Raw genomic sequence first — 16220 nt, 5'->3', positions numbered from 1 at the left:
GACGTCTGATAGTATGCTAGCTTTACTCGCGTACCGTCACAACCGTGCGCGCCCATACCCACGGATTTTTGCTATCGGCAGTTAAGATCGTCGCGAGTTCGTCCTCGAATTCCCGCACATCCAGGTCAAGTTCCGTGGGAGAGGACGTCATTCTCCGGCCGATGAAGCCATCAACCTGGAACCGCGTCAGCACCGCTACGATTTCGTCGTCCCCGAACGGCGCGATCGCACGGATCTTGATCGACGGGTCCATCGGATATTGAAGCTTCCGGCCCGCACGGATGGGAACGTTTTCCATCCAGAGCTGCATCCGGCCGGACGCGTTCCTGACGTAGAGGTGCACGAAGCCGGTTTTGTTGCTCTCAATCCTGAAACGAGCTGTCTCACCCTCCTCCATCCGCCTCCCGTTGAGCGCCGACACGCTGATCCTGGCGCCGTGCTCCGCGTTCGCCACAGCAAGGTCGCGGAGAGACGCGGCCTGAGCGGCAGGCGCCAACAGGGTTGCCGCGAAAATGAAAGAGGTCACGATAGAGAGAGGAAATCTGATCCGGGCCATGGGCCGCTCCTTCCGCTGTTCGCCTCGATGGATCGAGGTCGCCTGTCCCCAACATGGCTGACGGAGCGGATCGGCAAAATGGCCCGAGCGGCTTGCCCCCTTCCCATCCGATTGGAAGCCCCCCAGCGACCGGGAGAGAGCGGATGGATCGGACTAGCGCGATTGCGGATGAAGATTGCGCATCTGTTCTTGGACACAGAGACTATGCGTTACCGCTTGGCGGGGGCGCGGCCGGGCTCAGATCCGGGCCGACCGGGGTCGCCAGCGGCTCCGTGCAGGTCCACGGCCCCACGCCGCAAGCGATCCCGGGACATGAGCATCCGACGATTTCGCCCCGCGGGGTGAGCTTGCAGACCCGGCATCCGTCGCTCACGGAAAGGCATTGGGCCGGCATCTCCAAAGGAGGAGAGGTCTCTCCCGCCGGCGCTGCACCCACAAACCCCAGGGCATGGCCGAGCCCCACACTCGCAAGCAGAAGACCGCGAGACACGGCCATCGCTGCTCTCGTCAATCTTTTTACTGCAGCTTCTGGGCCTTGGCCTCCTCGACATAACCGATTGCCTTGCCATCGCGTGCAATCAGCGACCACCCGTTCTCGGTTTTGATTACCGCAAAGGTCATGCCGGGCTTCAGCTCCAGAACCGCCTCACCCGCCGGACCAGCATCCTTGAAGACCTGAACCGCTTCCAAGGCTACGTGTGTCGGCTTTTCGGGAATGGCAGGAACAGCGGGTCCGGCCCCGCTCTCGGCAACCAGTCCGTCCACTTTGCGGGCAAGCGCGAAATCGGATCCCTGAATGCTCATCTGCGGCAGCTGGCGCAACCCGAACGCCTTCTCCGTAATCTCGGGCACGGCCGTGTCGACGAAGCCCGCAAGCTCCGTGACCTCGATGAGGCCGTTCCCATTGCTGTCGGCGCGGGCCAAGCCGTCCAGCAGGGCGTAGGTGAACACGCCGTGCCCTCGGTATCCTTCGAGCGCGGGCCGGTCCGAGGTCGCCGCTGTCAGAACCGTGCGCCCCGTGGCCTGGATGAGACGGCCGACTGCCGCCTGTTGCTCGAGACCCGAGCGCATGGCGATCTGCTGGGCATTCGCGCCGGTCAGAGTTCCGCTTTCGCAGGTGTCGTAGATGAGGATGCTCTTGCGGGCCGGAATCTTCGCAAACCACGCTTGCCACTTGTCCTGCCCGATGCCCAGTTCCGCAATTGACGCTTCTGTCTGGTAACGGAAGTCTCGCGGCAGGTAGTAGTAGCGCCCATCCACCGTCTTGCCATGGCCCGCTGCGAAGAACACGAGCACGTCGCGCGGCCGCACCTTCTTCGACAGCTCCGAGAAGGCCCGCTCAAGTCCCTCCGACGTCACATCGCTGTCGGTCAGGGTGGTTACGTCTATGCTGTTGTAGTGTCCGGCTCCGGCACGCTCCAAGGCCGCGGAGAACTTGGTCGCGTCCGGCACCGCGTAGGTCAGCCGCAATCGGCCGTCGTAGTAATCGTTGATGCCGACGGCCAGCACGTAGAGAGTCGGCGGCGTCTTCACAGCACTCTCGGGAAGAGACAGCCGGATCGACACAGGTTCGGACGCAATGAGGTTGGCGGCGTTGTAGGCAACGAGCTCGATGGTGTTCTCGCCAGGCTCGAGGGACAAGGCTTGCGCCGCCTTGATGCTCCTGCCGGCAGACGCTGACGTCGTGGCCTCCTCGACGCGCGCGAGTCCCCGCTGCCCCTCCACCTCGCCTTGCGTGACGCCGTTGATGCGCCATTCGATACGCCCGACGCCGCCGCCTTGGTCGGTGATCTCGCCTTCAACCGTCATCCGCTCGCTCTCGACGGATCCCGACGCAGCGGGGGATACGATCGATACCTTCGGCGCAGCCCCCGAGGCGACCAGTTGGCCAAGATCCAATTTCACGGCCGCGGCACGGACCAGCCCCTGGGGATCGCCCGCAAGCTTCTCTTGCACCAGGTCCGGGCGATAGAGGAACTGATAGAGCTGATCGATGGTCGAGATTTGCATCGGTCCCGTGCGGAGATAGATGAGCTGACCTGCTTTCGGAGACCCGTTGAAAAAGCCCTCCGGCGTCATGGTCAGCCACTCGCCGTCCCCAAGCAGGACGCTGGTAGCGAGCAACTCTCCCGTCGCGCTATCCCACGTCTGCACCATGCCCTCGTCGCTGCCGCCATAAATCCGGCTGCCGTCATGAGACACGTCGATCGACGAGAGCCCGCCCTGAGTGGTCTTCATCCGGTGCAAGAGCTTGCCCGAGGGGAGTTCGTAAACGAGGATCTCCGACAGCCCGTTGACGCCAAAAAAGCGCGTGCCTTTGCGATCGATGGTGCCGACGCGGATTGTCTCCACCTCCAGCACCCGCTCGGGATGGGAGAAGCCGTAGCTGTAGTCGAGAAGAAAGGTCTTTCTGGGCGAGAACCCTGTATCGGACGCATCCAGAAGGGCATAGATCCGGCTCGTCTCAGGAGGCACGAAGAGCTGCTGAACCCGCGAGAAACCCCGTTCGGCATGGGTGGCGACACGGCGGTCCTCAGCGGTCTTCACGCCAACCTCAGGCATGAACCGTTGGAACTTCTGCAGTGTCTCATAGGTCTGAATGCGCTGTCCGGAATCGACGCTCCACATCCCAAATCGCCATTCGCTACGCGCAGCGAAGAGGCGGGCACCATCCGGAGAGAACGCCATCTGCCCGGTGTTCGACCGGCTGGAAAGCGCTACAACGCGCGTTTGGTTCTGGCCCCAGGTCTGCTCCGTCGTAAGCTTGTCGAAGGCGATCGTCCGCTCGGCTCCGCCGCTCTCGGCATTGTAGAAGACGATCTCAGACCGGTTCTTGCGCGCCGTGCCGGGAGACCCTTCCGGCTCAACCATGCCATTGCCGCGGCTCACCGCGATGAGACGCTTGTCGGGCGAAATCGCAACGCCAAGCATTTTGTCGTAGGCCTCGCTCGGCCGCCCGGCGATCGTCGACAGGCGTGAGGGCTCCGCCCCGGTCAGGCTCCATCGCACGACGTCGCCAGAGCCCAGCCCTGTGATGAGCATCTCGCCATCGCCTGAGCAGACGGCGGAGCTGACACTGAGATCGCTGCCGGATGCATCAGGGCTGCCAAGGGGCTGGCCATCCATCCTGAGCTGCGCCGCCAGCGTGCCCTTCTGGAAGTCCCACACACCCAATTTCTGCGAATAGCGATCGTATTGGATCGTCGAGAAGCCAGGCCCACAGGGAAGCACGTTGTCGATCTTCAATCGCGGATCGACACGGTTCTTCCAACTGGTTTTCTCCTTGAGGCTTCCGATCCGTACCATCCCCTCGCTGCCGGCGAGGATGGATCGGCCCGCATCGGAGCCGCCGGCCATCTCAACGTTGCCCGATGCGAAGCCGGTTTCCGACAAGGGATAGTCCGGCTCGAAACTCCCGGTGCCGGGGTCCAGCATTCCGATCTGCGAAATTCCCTTCTGGTCCACGATCACCGCGTAGTTCTTCGTCAAAGCCGGATTGAACAGCAGTCCGTTCAAATAGCCCGGAAGCGCGATGGACCTGAACTTGCCGGAGGATAGCTCGAGCTCTCCCATCGAGTTCTTGTAGTGTGACCAGACGACAAGCTTGGTCGCATCGCTGTTGAACGCGAACCGCGCATCTTCGAATTCTTTCGGAAGCTTCACCGTTTTCGACTGCTTGCGAGACACGAGGTCCCAGATCACCACACGGGGATCGTCGTCACGAACCGACGCCGCCAGGCGGCCGTCCAGCGACACCGCGAGACCTTCGATGTCGTTGCTGAACATGTTCGAGGCTGGGGGATGGCGCCCCAGCTTGGCCACTTCGGCGTTCTTCTTCCAGTCGAACACGAACACCTGTCCGACCTGGTCGGCGACAATCAACTCGTCACTGTTGGGGCGCACCTCGATTTTTGTGATGTTGCGATCGAGCGTGTCGATCTTTCCCTCGATCACGACACGATGCGTCATCGCCCCGGTTGCAAGATCCAGGATCCGGATAGACGGGCCCGATGTGCCGATCGCCAGACTTTTGGAATCCGGCAGAAACGCCGCTGCCTTCATGCAGCAACCAAATTCAATGTCGCGGACCGCAAGGCCGGTTTCGAGATTCCAAATCTTGATCAACCGGTCTGCAAAACTCGCCGCCCACTTCCCATCGGGCGAGGCCACGACCTCCAGGAAGGAATCTTTTGGATGGCTGCGCGGAACGACGACACGCGCTTTCTTTCGATCCTCGGCGACCTGTTCTGCGTGCTGCCTCAAGAGATCGGCGACTGTGGCGACTTGGAGATTGTTGAAGAGACCATTCTTGTCCAGCCGGTTCTCCTCCGCGAAGAACCAGATCTGATACCGGGTCTGAACGTCCATAAGCCCCGTGTCGGGCGTATCCACATAGCCAAGACCCCGGAGCTGCCGCTGCAGAGCCCGCACCTCTTCGGAGGGAGACGCCGCCGGCTCGGCCAAGCTGTGAGAAGCCGCCAGAGTCGAGAAGAAAACCGCCGCCAGTAAAATGAACCAATGCCGAGGTGCACTCTGCCGTTTCATCATTTGCCTCGCCCCTATGCCCTTGGCATTGCCGAGATAACACGTGCGGTTTATCCGTGCCCGGCAAAGCGTGACGGACCCGTCTCTCAAAAGATTTCAAACAAGCCGCCGCTACTCTGACGGCCGAAGAAGAGTGCAGTTAGTTACATCTCACCGCGTCTCTGAATTGCGTCTCTCAAATCATCAAATAATCGTCCGCCCGCTTTTCTCTCCAAGCAGAGCCGGCCGTCGTGCCGTGCAGGTCCTGCCGGAAAACGACCCGGCAAACGGGACGGCATCTAGACATCCTCCAAAGCAAAGAGACCGTCCAGAGGAAGGGCTCCCAGGCTTTGGGAAGCCCCTTAGCGGCCACCACCTCGCCGAAACAACGCCGCTCAGGAGGACGTCCAAAACAACTGGCGTTTTCGCATGATAATCACTTTGACGGGCTTGCGCACGAGGTCGTCTGCAGACATACTATTCTTTCAGAATCCCCGGTCGTGGGAGGAGTGAATGCACAGACGGATCTGCGCTGTGTTTTCATTGCTATGCGCTTGTGCATTCGCAGGCGCGCCTGTTTCCGCCGGAACGGGGAAACGGGTGGCGTTGGTTATTGGGAACTCGGCCTACAAAATCGCGCCGCTGGCAAACCCGGTGAATGATGCGCGCGCCGTAGCGTCTGCGCTGCAAGACATAAAATTCGACGAGGTCATTCTCAGACAGGACCTTACGGGAGACGGCATGCGCGCAACGTTGCGCGAGATAGGGCGTGCCGCCGTCGGCGCCGATATCGTTGTCGTGTTTTTTGCCGGCCACGGGCTGGAGTTGCATGGACGCAATTATCTGATTCCAGTCGACGCAAACCCCGAACGCGCAAGCGACGTCGAGCTCGAAGCCATCAATCTCGATACGGTGCTCCAGCAGCTCGAGGGTGCAACGCGGCTCAAGCTGGTCATTCTCGACGCCTGCCGCAACAATCCGTTCCGTCCGGCGGGAGGAAAGCGAAGCGTCGAGCGGGGCCTCGCCCGCGTCGAGCCGGATGACAATACGCTCGTTGCTTATGCCGCCAAGGAAGGCACCACCGCCGATGACGGCACGGGCCAAAGGAACAGTCCGTTCACCGCAGCGCTGCTCAAGCACATCGCGACGCCGGACATCGACATTCGCTTGATGCTCGGCCGTATTCGCGACGACGTCATCTCGGCGACTTCCGATACTCAGCGCCCCCATATCTACGGCACCCTCGGCGGATCGGCGATCTCTCTCTCCATGAGCGAAGGCGGTACACACGCCTCCCTTGCTCCCTCTCAGGACGTCCTCAATAGGCTAGAGGCGTCAGAAGCTGAAAAACGTCGCCTTGAGCGTCAATTGGCCGACGAAGCAAGAAGACGCGGCGATGCCGAGCGCCTTGCAGCAGAAGCCGCCAAGGTCGAGACAATGCGAGCGGAGATCGAAGCCCTCAAGCGTCAGCGAGAAACGCGGGAGCAGCAGGCGATGCTGGCCCCACCCGCCCCCGCCTCGCCGTCCGCGGAAAGGCCACGCTCCGCGAAGGAACGCTGCCACAGCCAGGGAGACTTCACGCTGTGTGCAAGCTCAGTTCGGAGCCCCGAATACGGAAACTCCTACCTTCCGGTGAATATGCTGGACGGCAACGATAGGACCGCCTGGGTGGAGGGCGTGCGCGGAGACGGCACGGGGCAATGGGTGGTGTTCGATTTCCAGAGCCGGCGCAAGATCCGTCAGGTGCTGATCAAGAACGGCTACGGCAAGAACAGCGACATCTTCCACAAGAACGGCCGCGTCCAATCCGGCGAGCTCGTATTCTCGAACGGACAACGCATCCCGTTCCGGCTCGATGATCATGCCGAACAGCAGGTGATCGATGTTGCATCCAGCGGAGACGCCGCATGGATGCAGCTCAAGGTAACCTCCGTCTATGCGGGCTGGAAATACCAGGACCTCGCGATCAACGAGATCAGGCTGATTGGCAACTAAATCCCGTCATAATCCGCTCCGAGGAGAAGCAAGGATCATGCAGCGGCTCGTGCTCGCTCTCGGCGCCGCCATCGTCCTCGGCCACGCTGGCGACGTAGCCGCGGACGCGCGAGACCTCCCTTCTCCCCTCGTTTACCTCGGCAAGATCGATGCGTCGATCGAGCAGGATATGCGCTATGCAGGCCCGCGCAACTTCACCGGCGCGCGGGTCCCGGGCTATGAGGCGCCCGAATGCATTCTCACGCGTGGCGCGGCCGCGGCTCTGAAACGCGTGCAGGCCGCGCTTGCAGCGCAGAAATATGCCTTGAGAGTCTACGACTGCTATCGGCCGGTGGAAGCCGTCAAATCATTCGTTCGCTGGGTGTCCGACGGGAAGAGCACGCCACTCACGAAGACATACATGCCCAAAGTCGCCAAGCGCTCCCTCATCGAGGCGGGATATATCGCCTCGCGCTCCATGCACTCGACCGGCCGCGCCGTCGATCTCACGATCGTGCCCCTCGCGGCCGCGCCGTCTCTGCCTCCATCCGAAACACAACAGGAAACGAGCCTCGAGGCCTGCACGGCAGAGGTCTCCAAAAGAGGCTCCGACGGCAGCGTCGACATGGGAACGAGCTACGACTGCTTCGACAGCAAGAGCCACACCCACGCTTCGGGCCTGACCTCTCAGCAGAAGGCCGCGCGCGCCTTGCTCAAATCGGCCATGGAGGCTCAGGGCTTCTCGAACTATTCCCGTGAGTGGTGGCACTTCACGTTTCAGGGCGCGAGTTCCCGGTCTTTCGACATCCCCGTGCGTCGCCGGCCGGAAGCGTCCCCGTCGAGCGCAAAGGGGGAGCGCACCTCCGAGCCCCCGCAAATGGAAACATCGGAGCCAAGCCAGCCGGAGAGCCCTCATCCCTAACGCCAAAACGCGCTTTCAAGGGGCAGACGGTTGCTCCTGCCGATCATGGGCTTCTTCAATCGCGTCCGAGAAGACGGCGGCAAGGTCCTTGGACAGGGTAAAGCGTCTCGTCACGAGTTGATCAGGTTTCGCCAAGAGGTCCTGAAATTCGGCCGCCGCGATCGCATCTCGCAGTGCGCGCGCGGTCGCGTAGGTGAGGCCTTCTCCCGGAAAGGCCACCGAGGAAACCGCAAACGTCCCGCTTTGGCTGTCATAGGACACGATCTCGATGTGAGTTCCGGCAGGAAGAGAAAGGCTTTGCTCGTCGGATGAGCCTTGCGCATTTGCCTGGGACTTCAACGTATCAGCCTGCCCCGCGCTTCCCGCCTGCATGATAATCTGCAGAAGATCGTGGGCCGCTTCAGGAGACGACCGAAGGTATCGATCGATGTCGGGATCCTGGCCCTTTCCCTCGGCCCCGCCGGCTTCTTCGTCAAGCTTCCCCAACCGCTCCAGAAACCCCTTCACCACCCAAGGATCGCTCTCCCGGGTCCGCCGCAGCGACTCGTTACGAGCAATGATCGCCAACTCGGCGTCCGTGAACTGCGGGCTAGCCCGCGCGATCACGTCCGCGAAGCCGGGAGCCGTCGCAAGAGGGCAACAAAGGAGAACAGACGACGCGAGCGTCAGCGGCAGGAGCGGCCACGTCTTCATTTAGAGTTCCTCGATCTAGCCTCACGAAGTGTCGATCCAAATACTCTCTCGAGATCCCCGGCGGATTTTACGATGAAGGTCCCATAGGGCGATTTTCTCCGGACGAGGAAGCCGGCCTCGGCGCAGGCAACCACGGTCTTCCGGCACGTCTCGGGCGACATGACGACTCCGAGAAAGCGTGCGAGGTTTGATTGATCGATTGCCCCCGGCTCCTCCTGCCAGTTCTGCAAGAGCCTCGGCATCGTGTCGGAGGTGAACATCGCGTCGAGCAAGCGGTCGGACGTCAGCCCAAGCCGGCGCATCTTGCTCTTGTCCTTGGTCACGGCGACAACATAGGCGTTGTGCAATTCGGCAAGCCTCTGCAATTGGCCGACCGTGCGGATCTGCTGGCAATCCAGCAGATAGAAGAACTCGGCCATCTGCGAAGTCGGCTCCTGGCGCAAATGGACCAGAACCTTGTCGGACTGACTTGTGCTGGAGGTGCAGATGCGTTCAATCAACGACATCCGAAACCATCGGATCCGCTCGAGAAACGCGATGTCGGAAGCCGCGTCCGAGAACGCGAATGAGCTACTGTCGGCACTTTTAGCAGGGCCGCGGGGCACCCAGTCCTCCATAACCATTGACGAGTAAGGGTATCAACAGGCCGAAAGGGGGGCAACAATGTCTCCCACCCCTCGTCCGCGCCACAGAGCCGGTTCATGCCCGATGAAAACACGACGGCGTCCGGCCGAAGCCGCGCCCGCTCGTTGGATGCTTGTCTCTTCGCAGGAAATCCCGCGCGCCACCTCGCACCACGTTCTACGGTCAAGGCAGCGCAAACACCACGAGCGCACCCCCGAGGCTTGTGCGCCTCTGCAGATCCGCTGTCGCCCCGACCATCCCAAGGCCGTCGGTCGGATTCGTCAGCCCCGCGGCCATGCCGATCCCCACCCAGCCGCCAAGCCCCGACAGCACCGCCAGGTACTGCTTGCCTTTGTGCGCGTAGGTCATGACGTTGCCCACAATGCCGGACGGCGTCTTGTACTTGAAGAGCGCTTTCCCGTCCTTCTGGTCGAGGCATTTCAAGTATCCGTCAACGGTTCCGAAGCAAACGATGGAGCCGGCGGTTGCCAGCGCCCCGGACCACACCGGAAAATCCTCCGGGGCCTCCCAAACAGCGCGCCCCTGAGCCGCATCCCACGCGATGAAACTGCCACGCGTGGTCTGTCCCTGCGGAGGGAACATCGACAGCACCGCTCCCACGTACGGCTGGCCGGGCGTGTAGGTGACCCGAAACGGCTCATAGTCCATACACAGGGCATTGACTGGCACATAGAAGAGGCCAGTCAGCTTGGAATAGGCCGCAGGTCCCTGGTTCTTAGCGCCTGAGCTGGAAGGACAGATGTCCTTCGTATTGATATCGGAGCCGTTGAGAAACGGTGAGCGCGAGGCGACGACCGCGGGACGCCCATAGTTGCGGCTCGCGCGATCCAGACTGACACCGCTGGTCCAGTTTGTCGCTTCGAGAAACTTGGCAGCGACGAGCGGCTCGCCGGTCGCGCGATCGAGCGTGTAGGCGATGCCGTTCTTGTCGAAATGAACAAGGACCTTGCGCTCCCGGCCCTCGACGTCGATGTCTGCAAGGATCATCTCGTTGACGCCGTCGTAGCTCCATTCGTCGAACGGCGTCATCTGATAGGCCCACGCGGCCATGCCGGTAGTCGGATTGCGCGCGATGATCGACATCGTCCACTTCTGGTCGATCGCCTTGCCATCCGGTCCCGCCCTCTGCACGGCGTTCCACGTCGAGGGATTGGCGGTGCCGTAGTAGAGCAGGTCGAGGTCCGGATCATAGGAGAACCAGCCCCAGGCCGTTCCGCCGCCAATCTTCCATTGATCGCCGGTCCACGTCTTCAGCGAGGAGTCGCGCCCCACCGGCTTTCCCAGAGACATGGTCTTTTGCGGATCGAAAAGGATATCGCCGTCCGGCCCTGTCGCGTGCGCGCGCCACAGTCGTTTTCCCGTGTCGGCGGCGTAGGCGGTGATATGGCCACGCACGCCGAATTCGCTGCCAGATAGGCCGACGATCACCTTCCCGTTGATGACAATCGGCGCGTTGGTTCCCGTCTGTCCCCGTTTCGGGTCGCCATTGACCGCTTTCCAGAGCTCCTTGCCGGTTTTCGCATCGAGCGCGGTCAGCGTGGTGTCGCTTTGGTAGAGAAACAGCACGCCGTCTTCATATGCGACTCCCCGATTGACGGTATCGCAGCACATGACCGGGATCGTAGAAGGATCCATGCGCGGCTGGTACACCCACTTCACCTCCCCCTCATCCATGTCCAACGCATAAACGTAGTTGGGGAAGGGAGTATGGACGTAGAGAGTGCCGTCAATGGCCAGAGGGTTTCCTTGATGACCCCGGAGCACACCGGTGGAAAAGCTCCAGACCTGACGCAGCGTGCTCACGTTGTTTGCATTGATCTGATCGAGCGAGCTGTAACGCAAGTTGGCGTAGTCGCCCGTCGGCATCGACCAATTCGCATCGGGATGATTGGCGGCTATCGGCGCGACGGACCGATCGTCCTTCGGCAGCGGCGCGGTCTCCAGCATTGCGGTCTTGGGCTGGGGTTTGCTCACGGCGGGCCGCTGCGGGCTCGGCGCCTGTGATACAGGCGGGGTTACTGCCGGCGCAGCCGCCGCAGGTGGCGTAGCGCCCGCTCCACCGAGGTAAATCTCTCCTCCGCCTAGAGACCCGTAAACATGCGGAATCTGCTGACCGTGCGTGAGCTCCATCACGTCATCGCGGACGCGGCCGAAGACCAGCCGGATCTCCGTGCTCGACGCAGAAAGGTGGCGCAACAAGGCCTTCGTGTAAGGGCTGTGCTCAAGCCCGCTGCCGTCGTCCGCCGTCATCCCCTCCTTGGCGGCGTAGGCGACGAGCGTATTGCCGTCAGGTTCAACGCGCGCCAGGCCGCGCGGGATGCTTCTGCGCCCGCCGGCCATCGGAAACACGTTGTTCCGGCAGGCGTCGAGGATAACAAGTTTGAGCTTCCGAACGCCGTCGAGCTGATTGAGGACCGTGTCGAGGCTCACGGCCTCGAGATCGAGATCCGAGCTGCGATCAAGCCGGGCATCGACCGGGATCAAATAGTTCTTGCCGGAATACTCAGTGCCATGTCCGGCAAAATAGATGACCGCGACATCGGCCCCAACAGCAAGCCGCGAGATCTCTCCCAACGCACTTCTGATGCCCTGGATACCCACATCCTTTCTGAGAAGGACCTTATCGAATCCCAAGGATTCGAAGGTGCGGGCAATGGCTTCCGCATCTTTGATCGGATTGGCGAGTGGCCCCACCTTGTAGTTCGAATTCCCAATGACCAGCGCTATTCTCTGCGTCGCGTGCGCGCTGTGTCCAAGCGATAGAAAAACTGCAAAGGCCGCAACAAATGCGAATAGACGATGAGGCATGATGTATCCCCAATAGTCATATGCAAAAAGTATATTACATACCAATTTGTACTCTGATGATTTGCGGCCACACAAGGGTGTCCCAGAAGATCTGACAAATCTTCCCGTGTGATGAAAAGGTGTGCCGAACCCACGGCATCGCTGAGCACGGCACACTCTCTCATCGCCGCGCATCGTTGAGCGTGCCTAGCCGAGTGCACTTCGCTCCTCGCTCCATTGCTGTGAACAGGCATCACCGAGTTCGCGCTCACGCTCGGTTTGGAAACCAGAGAAGCCACGTCGCGCGACCGGCGCGCCGCGGGTGTCACCACATCTTCGCGATGGGGGATTGACAACCGCCGCAAGTTACCGCGTCTTAGTACGCGTGACGGTTCCCGGAGTGCGCGCAAGCGAGCGACGGGTGAAAAGGGAACACGGTGAGGCGCGTCACTGCGCCGAAGCCGAGGCTGCTCCCGCAACTGTAAGCGGCAAGTCTACTCCTTTTATGCCACTGGAGATCCGCGTTGGATCACCGGGAAGGTCGGAGCGAGACGTTCGAGCCGTGAGCCAGGAGACCTGCCGGCACGAGTCGCCCATCCTCCGTGCGGGACGCTCGGTGGAACGGTTACCCGTAGTGGCGGCTGATGTGCAACCTTTTGGGAGCTACGTCAGGCATGCCTTGGGTCGAAACAACCCTCTGACAAAACAAAGTCTCGCGCTGCAACGCCGCGCGCCGCTGCATGCATGTGCGGCTGCGTGGGCATCGTGTGGGGCTGTTTGATTTTGTGGTGAGTCTGCACGGGCTCCCGTCCATCAATCGTGACGGGGGACTTATGACGTATCGAATTTCTTTCGTGGCAGCGCGCGATTTCGGGACTGCCCGCAGGGCGGTGCTAGTGTCGTCGACCGTGCTGCTTGTCGCGTCGGCATTCGGCCATTCGGCGAAAGCTCAAGTTATGGAGCTTGAAGGCATAACCATCTACTCGGCCAACCGCACGCCGACGGACGCCTCGAAAGTCGGCTCCACCGTGGAGGTTCTCACGGAGAAGGATCTCGCGAAGCAATCGAGGACCTATCTCAAGGACTACCTCGAGACCTTGCCTGGCGTGAACTTTTCACAATTCGGACCGCCGGGCACGCAAGCCGGAATCAGCATCCGCGGGGCGAGCGGAAGGTACGTAAAGTTGCTCGTCGACGGGATGGATCTGAGCGACCCCTCGGGCGTCACCACCGAGACCGCCTTCGAGCATTTGCTTGTCGGCGATGTGTCACGTATCGAGCTGGTGAAGGGCTCGCAGAGCACGCTGTTCGGCGGCGACGCTGTTGCCGGTGTCATCAACATCGAGACCAAAAAAGCGACCAAGCCCGGCTTCTCCCAAGGGGGAGGCGTGGAATACGGCGCCTACAATACCTTTCGCGGCGCCTATACCGCTGGCTACGCCGCCAACGACGGCAGCAACATTTCGGTCACCGCCCAAGGCGTCGACACGGACGGTTTCTCCGCAGCCGCGGTTGGCACCGAGGATGACGGCTACAGAAACCTGACATTCTCGGGACGAGGCGAATACTATCTCACCCCGTCTGCGAAGGTCTTCTTCAGCGCCCGCACGCTCGACGCCGATCTCGATATCGACGGCGGATTTCCGTTTAACGACAATGCCGATACCGTCGATGTCGTACAGCATGCCGGACGGGTGGGCGCCGAGGTCTCGTTTCTCGACGGGGCATTCCGGAACACCGTCGCGCTACAAGGGATGCGGAACGAGCGCGAGTATTTCGGCAGCTCGGCCGGGAGCTACGTCGGCGAGCGCGTCAAGGCCGAATACCAAGGTGTTGTGACACTCAACGAGCGCTTGTCTTTGCTGGGCGGCGTCGATTGGGAAAAGACGACGGCGGACTCCTACTCCGTCAACGGCCAATCGGCAGATTGGACAGGCTACTTTGCGCAGCTCATGATCGAGCCAATTGACGGCTTGGTGCTGACGGGCGGCGGCCGTCTCGATAGCCACAGCAATTTCGGCGACTTCAAAACACACCGGCTGACGGGCGCCTATCTCTTTCCGGGAAGCGCTACGAAGATCCGGGGAAGCTATGGGACCGGCTTCCGCGTGCCGTCCCTGGACGAGCTGTTCGGGGAATTCCCGCTCTATCCATCCTATTCGGAGTACGGGAACCCTAATCTCGAGCCGGAGACCAGCAAGACCTGGGACGCCGGCATCGACCAGGGTTTCCTGGACGGCAGGGTGCAACTGGGCGTGACGTATTTCGAGCTCGATACCGACAACCTCATCTCCACCGAGTACAACCCCGGAACGGGCAAATACAAATACACCAACATCCCCGGCGTGACGCGACGCAACGGCGTTGAGCTGACCTCGGCTGTGATGATCGTGCCCGGCGTCACCGTGTCGGCGAGCTACACCTATGTCGACACCGAGACCGCGTCGGGTGCCCGGCTCAACCACGTTCCCAAGAACAACGTGGTACTCGGAGTTGACCTCGTGCCCATGGAGAAGGTGGCCCTCAACGTCACCGCAAAGGGCGTGACCGATACGCTCGGTAGCGGCGGCGTCGAACTCGACGACTACGTGTTGGTGAGCGCGAAAGCCTCTTACGAGTTGCTTCCCGGTGTCGAAGCCTACGTACGCGGCGAAAACCTGCTCAACGAGGACTATCAAACCTACGTCGGATACGGCACCGCTGGGCTCTCGGTCTACGGCGGCCTCAAGATGCCATTGCCCCGCAACTGACCCGGACGCCGGATGGACTTTGAAGATAGAAACGAGCGGTCATTTCGGGTCCGCTCGTTTCACCACAAAGCAAAACGATTGGGAGAGCCACTCATGGAAATGCCCCGAAGTTTCGAGACCTGGAACATCAATCCCGAGCCGACTCTCATCAAAGCCCCAAGCTGCGGCGGCGTCGCGTCTCGTCAGGAGTGGGCACTTCCCGCAACGCAGGACTTCCTGGTCGCGTTTCTCACGGACATCTTCGAAAACCACTGGGATGGCCTGAGATATGGGCCTCTTATTCAGGGCGCGGCTTACGAGATCATGTGCGTAACGCCACCGAGCCGGATCACCGTGCATGACGGCTATCTCACTATCTTCTTCAGCAAGGGCGGCCATTTCCACCTCTGCGTTGGTGAGACGATGGGCCCGTCCTTCGCTCCGACCTCGCCCGAGGTTCGTGCGCATCGCAAGCCGTCACGCGCCGTGATGTATCGCGGAATGATGCGCGACGGTTCGCCCGTGACATGGGGTTTTGAGATGTGGAACGGCAAGGATGAGCCGATGATCTCGATCTTCTTCCCGAACCCTTTCGTCACGGACGAGGACACCGCTGAGGAAGAGCCTGTTTGGGATCGTCTCAAGGCATGGCGCGCGATCTCCAAGAAGTGGCTCGGCCGCGAGCCTGAAGCCTTGGACGAAAAAGCCCGCGGTTTTGCCGCGAAACCGAAAATGGACTGAGCGCGGAACCGAAGCTGCTTTTGGTCGTGCGGATACCCCTTAACATTTCCATTGAGGAGAACCTGGATATGAACGCAAACGCCTCTACCTCCCTCCGGACACCGGCTCCGATGCTCTGGATGGCTCTCATCTGCGCATTGGGCCTCGGAGGCACGCTTGCATTTTCTTGCGGCGCCCCGTTTGTGGCAGTCGCCGCGCTTGCCGCCGTCGGCCTGAACCGGATGGAAGGCCTGCTCACCGTCTTGGTGGCATGGCTTCTCAATCAACTGGTTGGGTTCGCGATCCTCGGATATCCCATGGAAGGGATGTCACTCGTCTGGTCCACCTTGATCGGCGCAGCGATGGTGGCGGGGTTCTTCGCCGCGCGGCTATCGGTGCGCCTCGCCTCACCGTCAGGTTCGGCCGCACTCGCGTTTGCCACGGCCTTCATCGTTTTCCAGGGAGCCATCTTTGCCGCGGCTCTCGTTCTCGGCGGAGCCGAAGCCTATACGTTCGAGACCGTCGGCTGGGTTCTCGCGCTCAATGGTCTGGCCTACGCCGGCCTTCTTGCCCTGCACTTCGTACTGAAGGCATTTGTCGAACGTTCATCGTCTCTGACAGTCCCCGCGGCCTAAGCGCCTGTCAGCCTATAGCGCCGCTACCAGCAGGA

At 61.3% G+C, this 16220-nt stretch carries 10 protein-coding genes, 1 pseudogene and 1 riboswitch; of the genes and pseudogenes, 5 read left to right on the top strand and 6 right to left on the bottom strand.

Annotated features, from left to right (window positions below; genetic code table 11):
* Nucleotides 1–22: 22 nt before the first annotated feature.
* Together F812_RS0107735 and F812_RS0107730 are read right to left on the bottom strand one after the other, a co-directional pair.
* Complete coding sequence (locus F812_RS0107735) at nucleotides 23–496, bottom strand: DUF4384 domain-containing protein (RefSeq protein WP_198011154.1); 474 nt, start codon at nucleotides 494–496, stop codon at nucleotides 23–25.
* 576 nt (nucleotides 497–1072) lie between these two features.
* Nucleotides 1073–5020 (bottom strand): caspase family protein, encoded by a 3948-nt coding sequence (locus F812_RS0107730; RefSeq protein WP_198011153.1) that lies wholly within the window; start codon nucleotides 5018–5020, stop codon nucleotides 1073–1075.
* A 666-nt stretch (nucleotides 5021–5686) separates the two neighbouring features.
* On the opposite strand from F812_RS0107730, the gene F812_RS25365 reads away from it, so the two are divergent.
* Nucleotides 5687–7075: an NADase-type glycan-binding domain-containing protein gene (locus F812_RS25365; protein WP_051113774.1), complete on the top strand. Its 1389-nt coding sequence runs from the start codon at nucleotides 5687–5689 to the stop codon at nucleotides 7073–7075.
* Between the two features lie 37 nt (nucleotides 7076–7112).
* Nucleotides 7113–7976 (top strand): M15 family metallopeptidase, encoded by an 864-nt coding sequence (locus F812_RS23060; RefSeq protein ID WP_020085391.1) that lies wholly within the window; start codon nucleotides 7113–7115, stop codon nucleotides 7974–7976.
* A gap of 15 nt (nucleotides 7977–7991) precedes the next feature.
* Here the strand turns inward: F812_RS23060 and F812_RS0107715 are convergent, their stop codons facing one another.
* The 4 genes and pseudogenes from F812_RS0107715 to F812_RS26975 form a co-directional block, all read right to left on the bottom strand.
* Nucleotides 7992–8669: a hypothetical protein gene (locus F812_RS0107715; RefSeq protein ID WP_020085390.1), complete on the bottom strand. Its 678-nt coding sequence runs from the start codon at nucleotides 8667–8669 to the stop codon at nucleotides 7992–7994.
* On the bottom strand, nucleotides 8666–9175 hold the full coding sequence (locus F812_RS0107710) for a hypothetical protein (RefSeq protein WP_245257641.1): 510 nt from the start codon (nucleotides 9173–9175) through the stop codon (nucleotides 8666–8668). Before F812_RS0107710 ends, F812_RS0107715 begins: the two co-directional genes overlap by 4 nt.
* Before the next feature lie 301 nt (nucleotides 9176–9476).
* On the bottom strand, nucleotides 9477–11261 hold the full coding sequence (locus tag F812_RS23055; protein ID WP_245257653.1) for a PQQ-dependent dehydrogenase, methanol/ethanol family: 1785 nt from the start codon (nucleotides 11259–11261) through the stop codon (nucleotides 9477–9479).
* Nucleotides 11262–11414: 153 nt separating this feature from the next.
* Nucleotides 11415–12122 (bottom strand): annotated as a pseudogene (locus tag F812_RS26975) (caspase family protein); the annotation flags it as partial.
* A 351-nt stretch (nucleotides 12123–12473) separates the two neighbouring features.
* A riboswitch (cobalamin riboswitch) is annotated at nucleotides 12474–12699 on the top strand.
* A 235-nt stretch (nucleotides 12700–12934) separates the two neighbouring features.
* On the opposite strand from F812_RS26975, the gene F812_RS0107700 reads away from it, so the two are divergent.
* The 3 genes from F812_RS0107700 (at nucleotide 12935) to F812_RS23050 (ending at nucleotide 16185) form a co-directional block, all read left to right on the top strand.
* The gene (locus F812_RS0107700) at nucleotides 12935–14851 is read left to right on the top strand and encodes a TonB-dependent receptor plug domain-containing protein (protein WP_083929110.1); all 1917 of its coding nucleotides are present in this window, start codon (nucleotides 12935–12937) and stop codon (nucleotides 14849–14851) included.
* A gap of 93 nt (nucleotides 14852–14944) precedes the next feature.
* On the top strand, nucleotides 14945–15571 hold the full coding sequence (locus tag F812_RS0107695) for a DUF7676 family protein (RefSeq protein ID WP_020085386.1): 627 nt from the start codon (nucleotides 14945–14947) through the stop codon (nucleotides 15569–15571).
* Between the two features lie 182 nt (nucleotides 15572–15753).
* Nucleotides 15754–16185 carry a hypothetical protein gene (locus F812_RS23050; RefSeq protein ID WP_198011151.1) on the top strand — a complete coding sequence of 144 codons (432 nt, stop codon included), beginning with the start codon at nucleotides 15754–15756 and terminating at the stop codon, nucleotides 16183–16185.
* The last annotated feature ends 35 nt before the right edge of the window (nucleotides 16186–16220 follow it).

Source organism: Hyphomicrobium zavarzinii ATCC 27496 (assembly GCF_000383415.1).
GTDB classification, from domain to species: domain Bacteria; phylum Pseudomonadota; class Alphaproteobacteria; order Rhizobiales; family Hyphomicrobiaceae; genus Hyphomicrobium_C; species Hyphomicrobium_C zavarzinii.
Note: the sequence above shows the minus strand (reverse complement) of the source record. Positions and strands in the feature narration are given on the sequence as shown.

Bases quoted from the DNA above. Each gene is read 5' to 3' on its own strand.
- F812_RS0107695 (WP_020085386.1), top strand. From the start codon at position 14,945: ATGGAAATGCCCCGAAGTTTCGAGACCTGGAACATCAATCCCGAGCCG.
- F812_RS0107715 (WP_020085390.1), bottom strand. From the start codon at position 8,669: ATGAAGACGTGGCCGCTCCTGCCGCTGACGCTCGCGTCGTCTGTTCTC.
- F812_RS0107700 (WP_083929110.1), top strand. From the start codon at position 12,935: ATGACGTATCGAATTTCTTTCGTGGCAGCGCGCGATTTCGGGACTGCC.
- F812_RS0107710 (WP_245257641.1), bottom strand. From the start codon at position 9,175: ATGTCGTTGATTGAACGCATCTGCACCTCCAGCACAAGTCAGTCCGAC.
- F812_RS23060 (WP_020085391.1), top strand. From the start codon at position 7,113: ATGCAGCGGCTCGTGCTCGCTCTCGGCGCCGCCATCGTCCTCGGCCAC.
- F812_RS23055 (WP_245257653.1), bottom strand. From the start codon at position 11,261: ATGCTGGAGACCGCGCCGCTGCCGAAGGACGATCGGTCCGTCGCGCCG.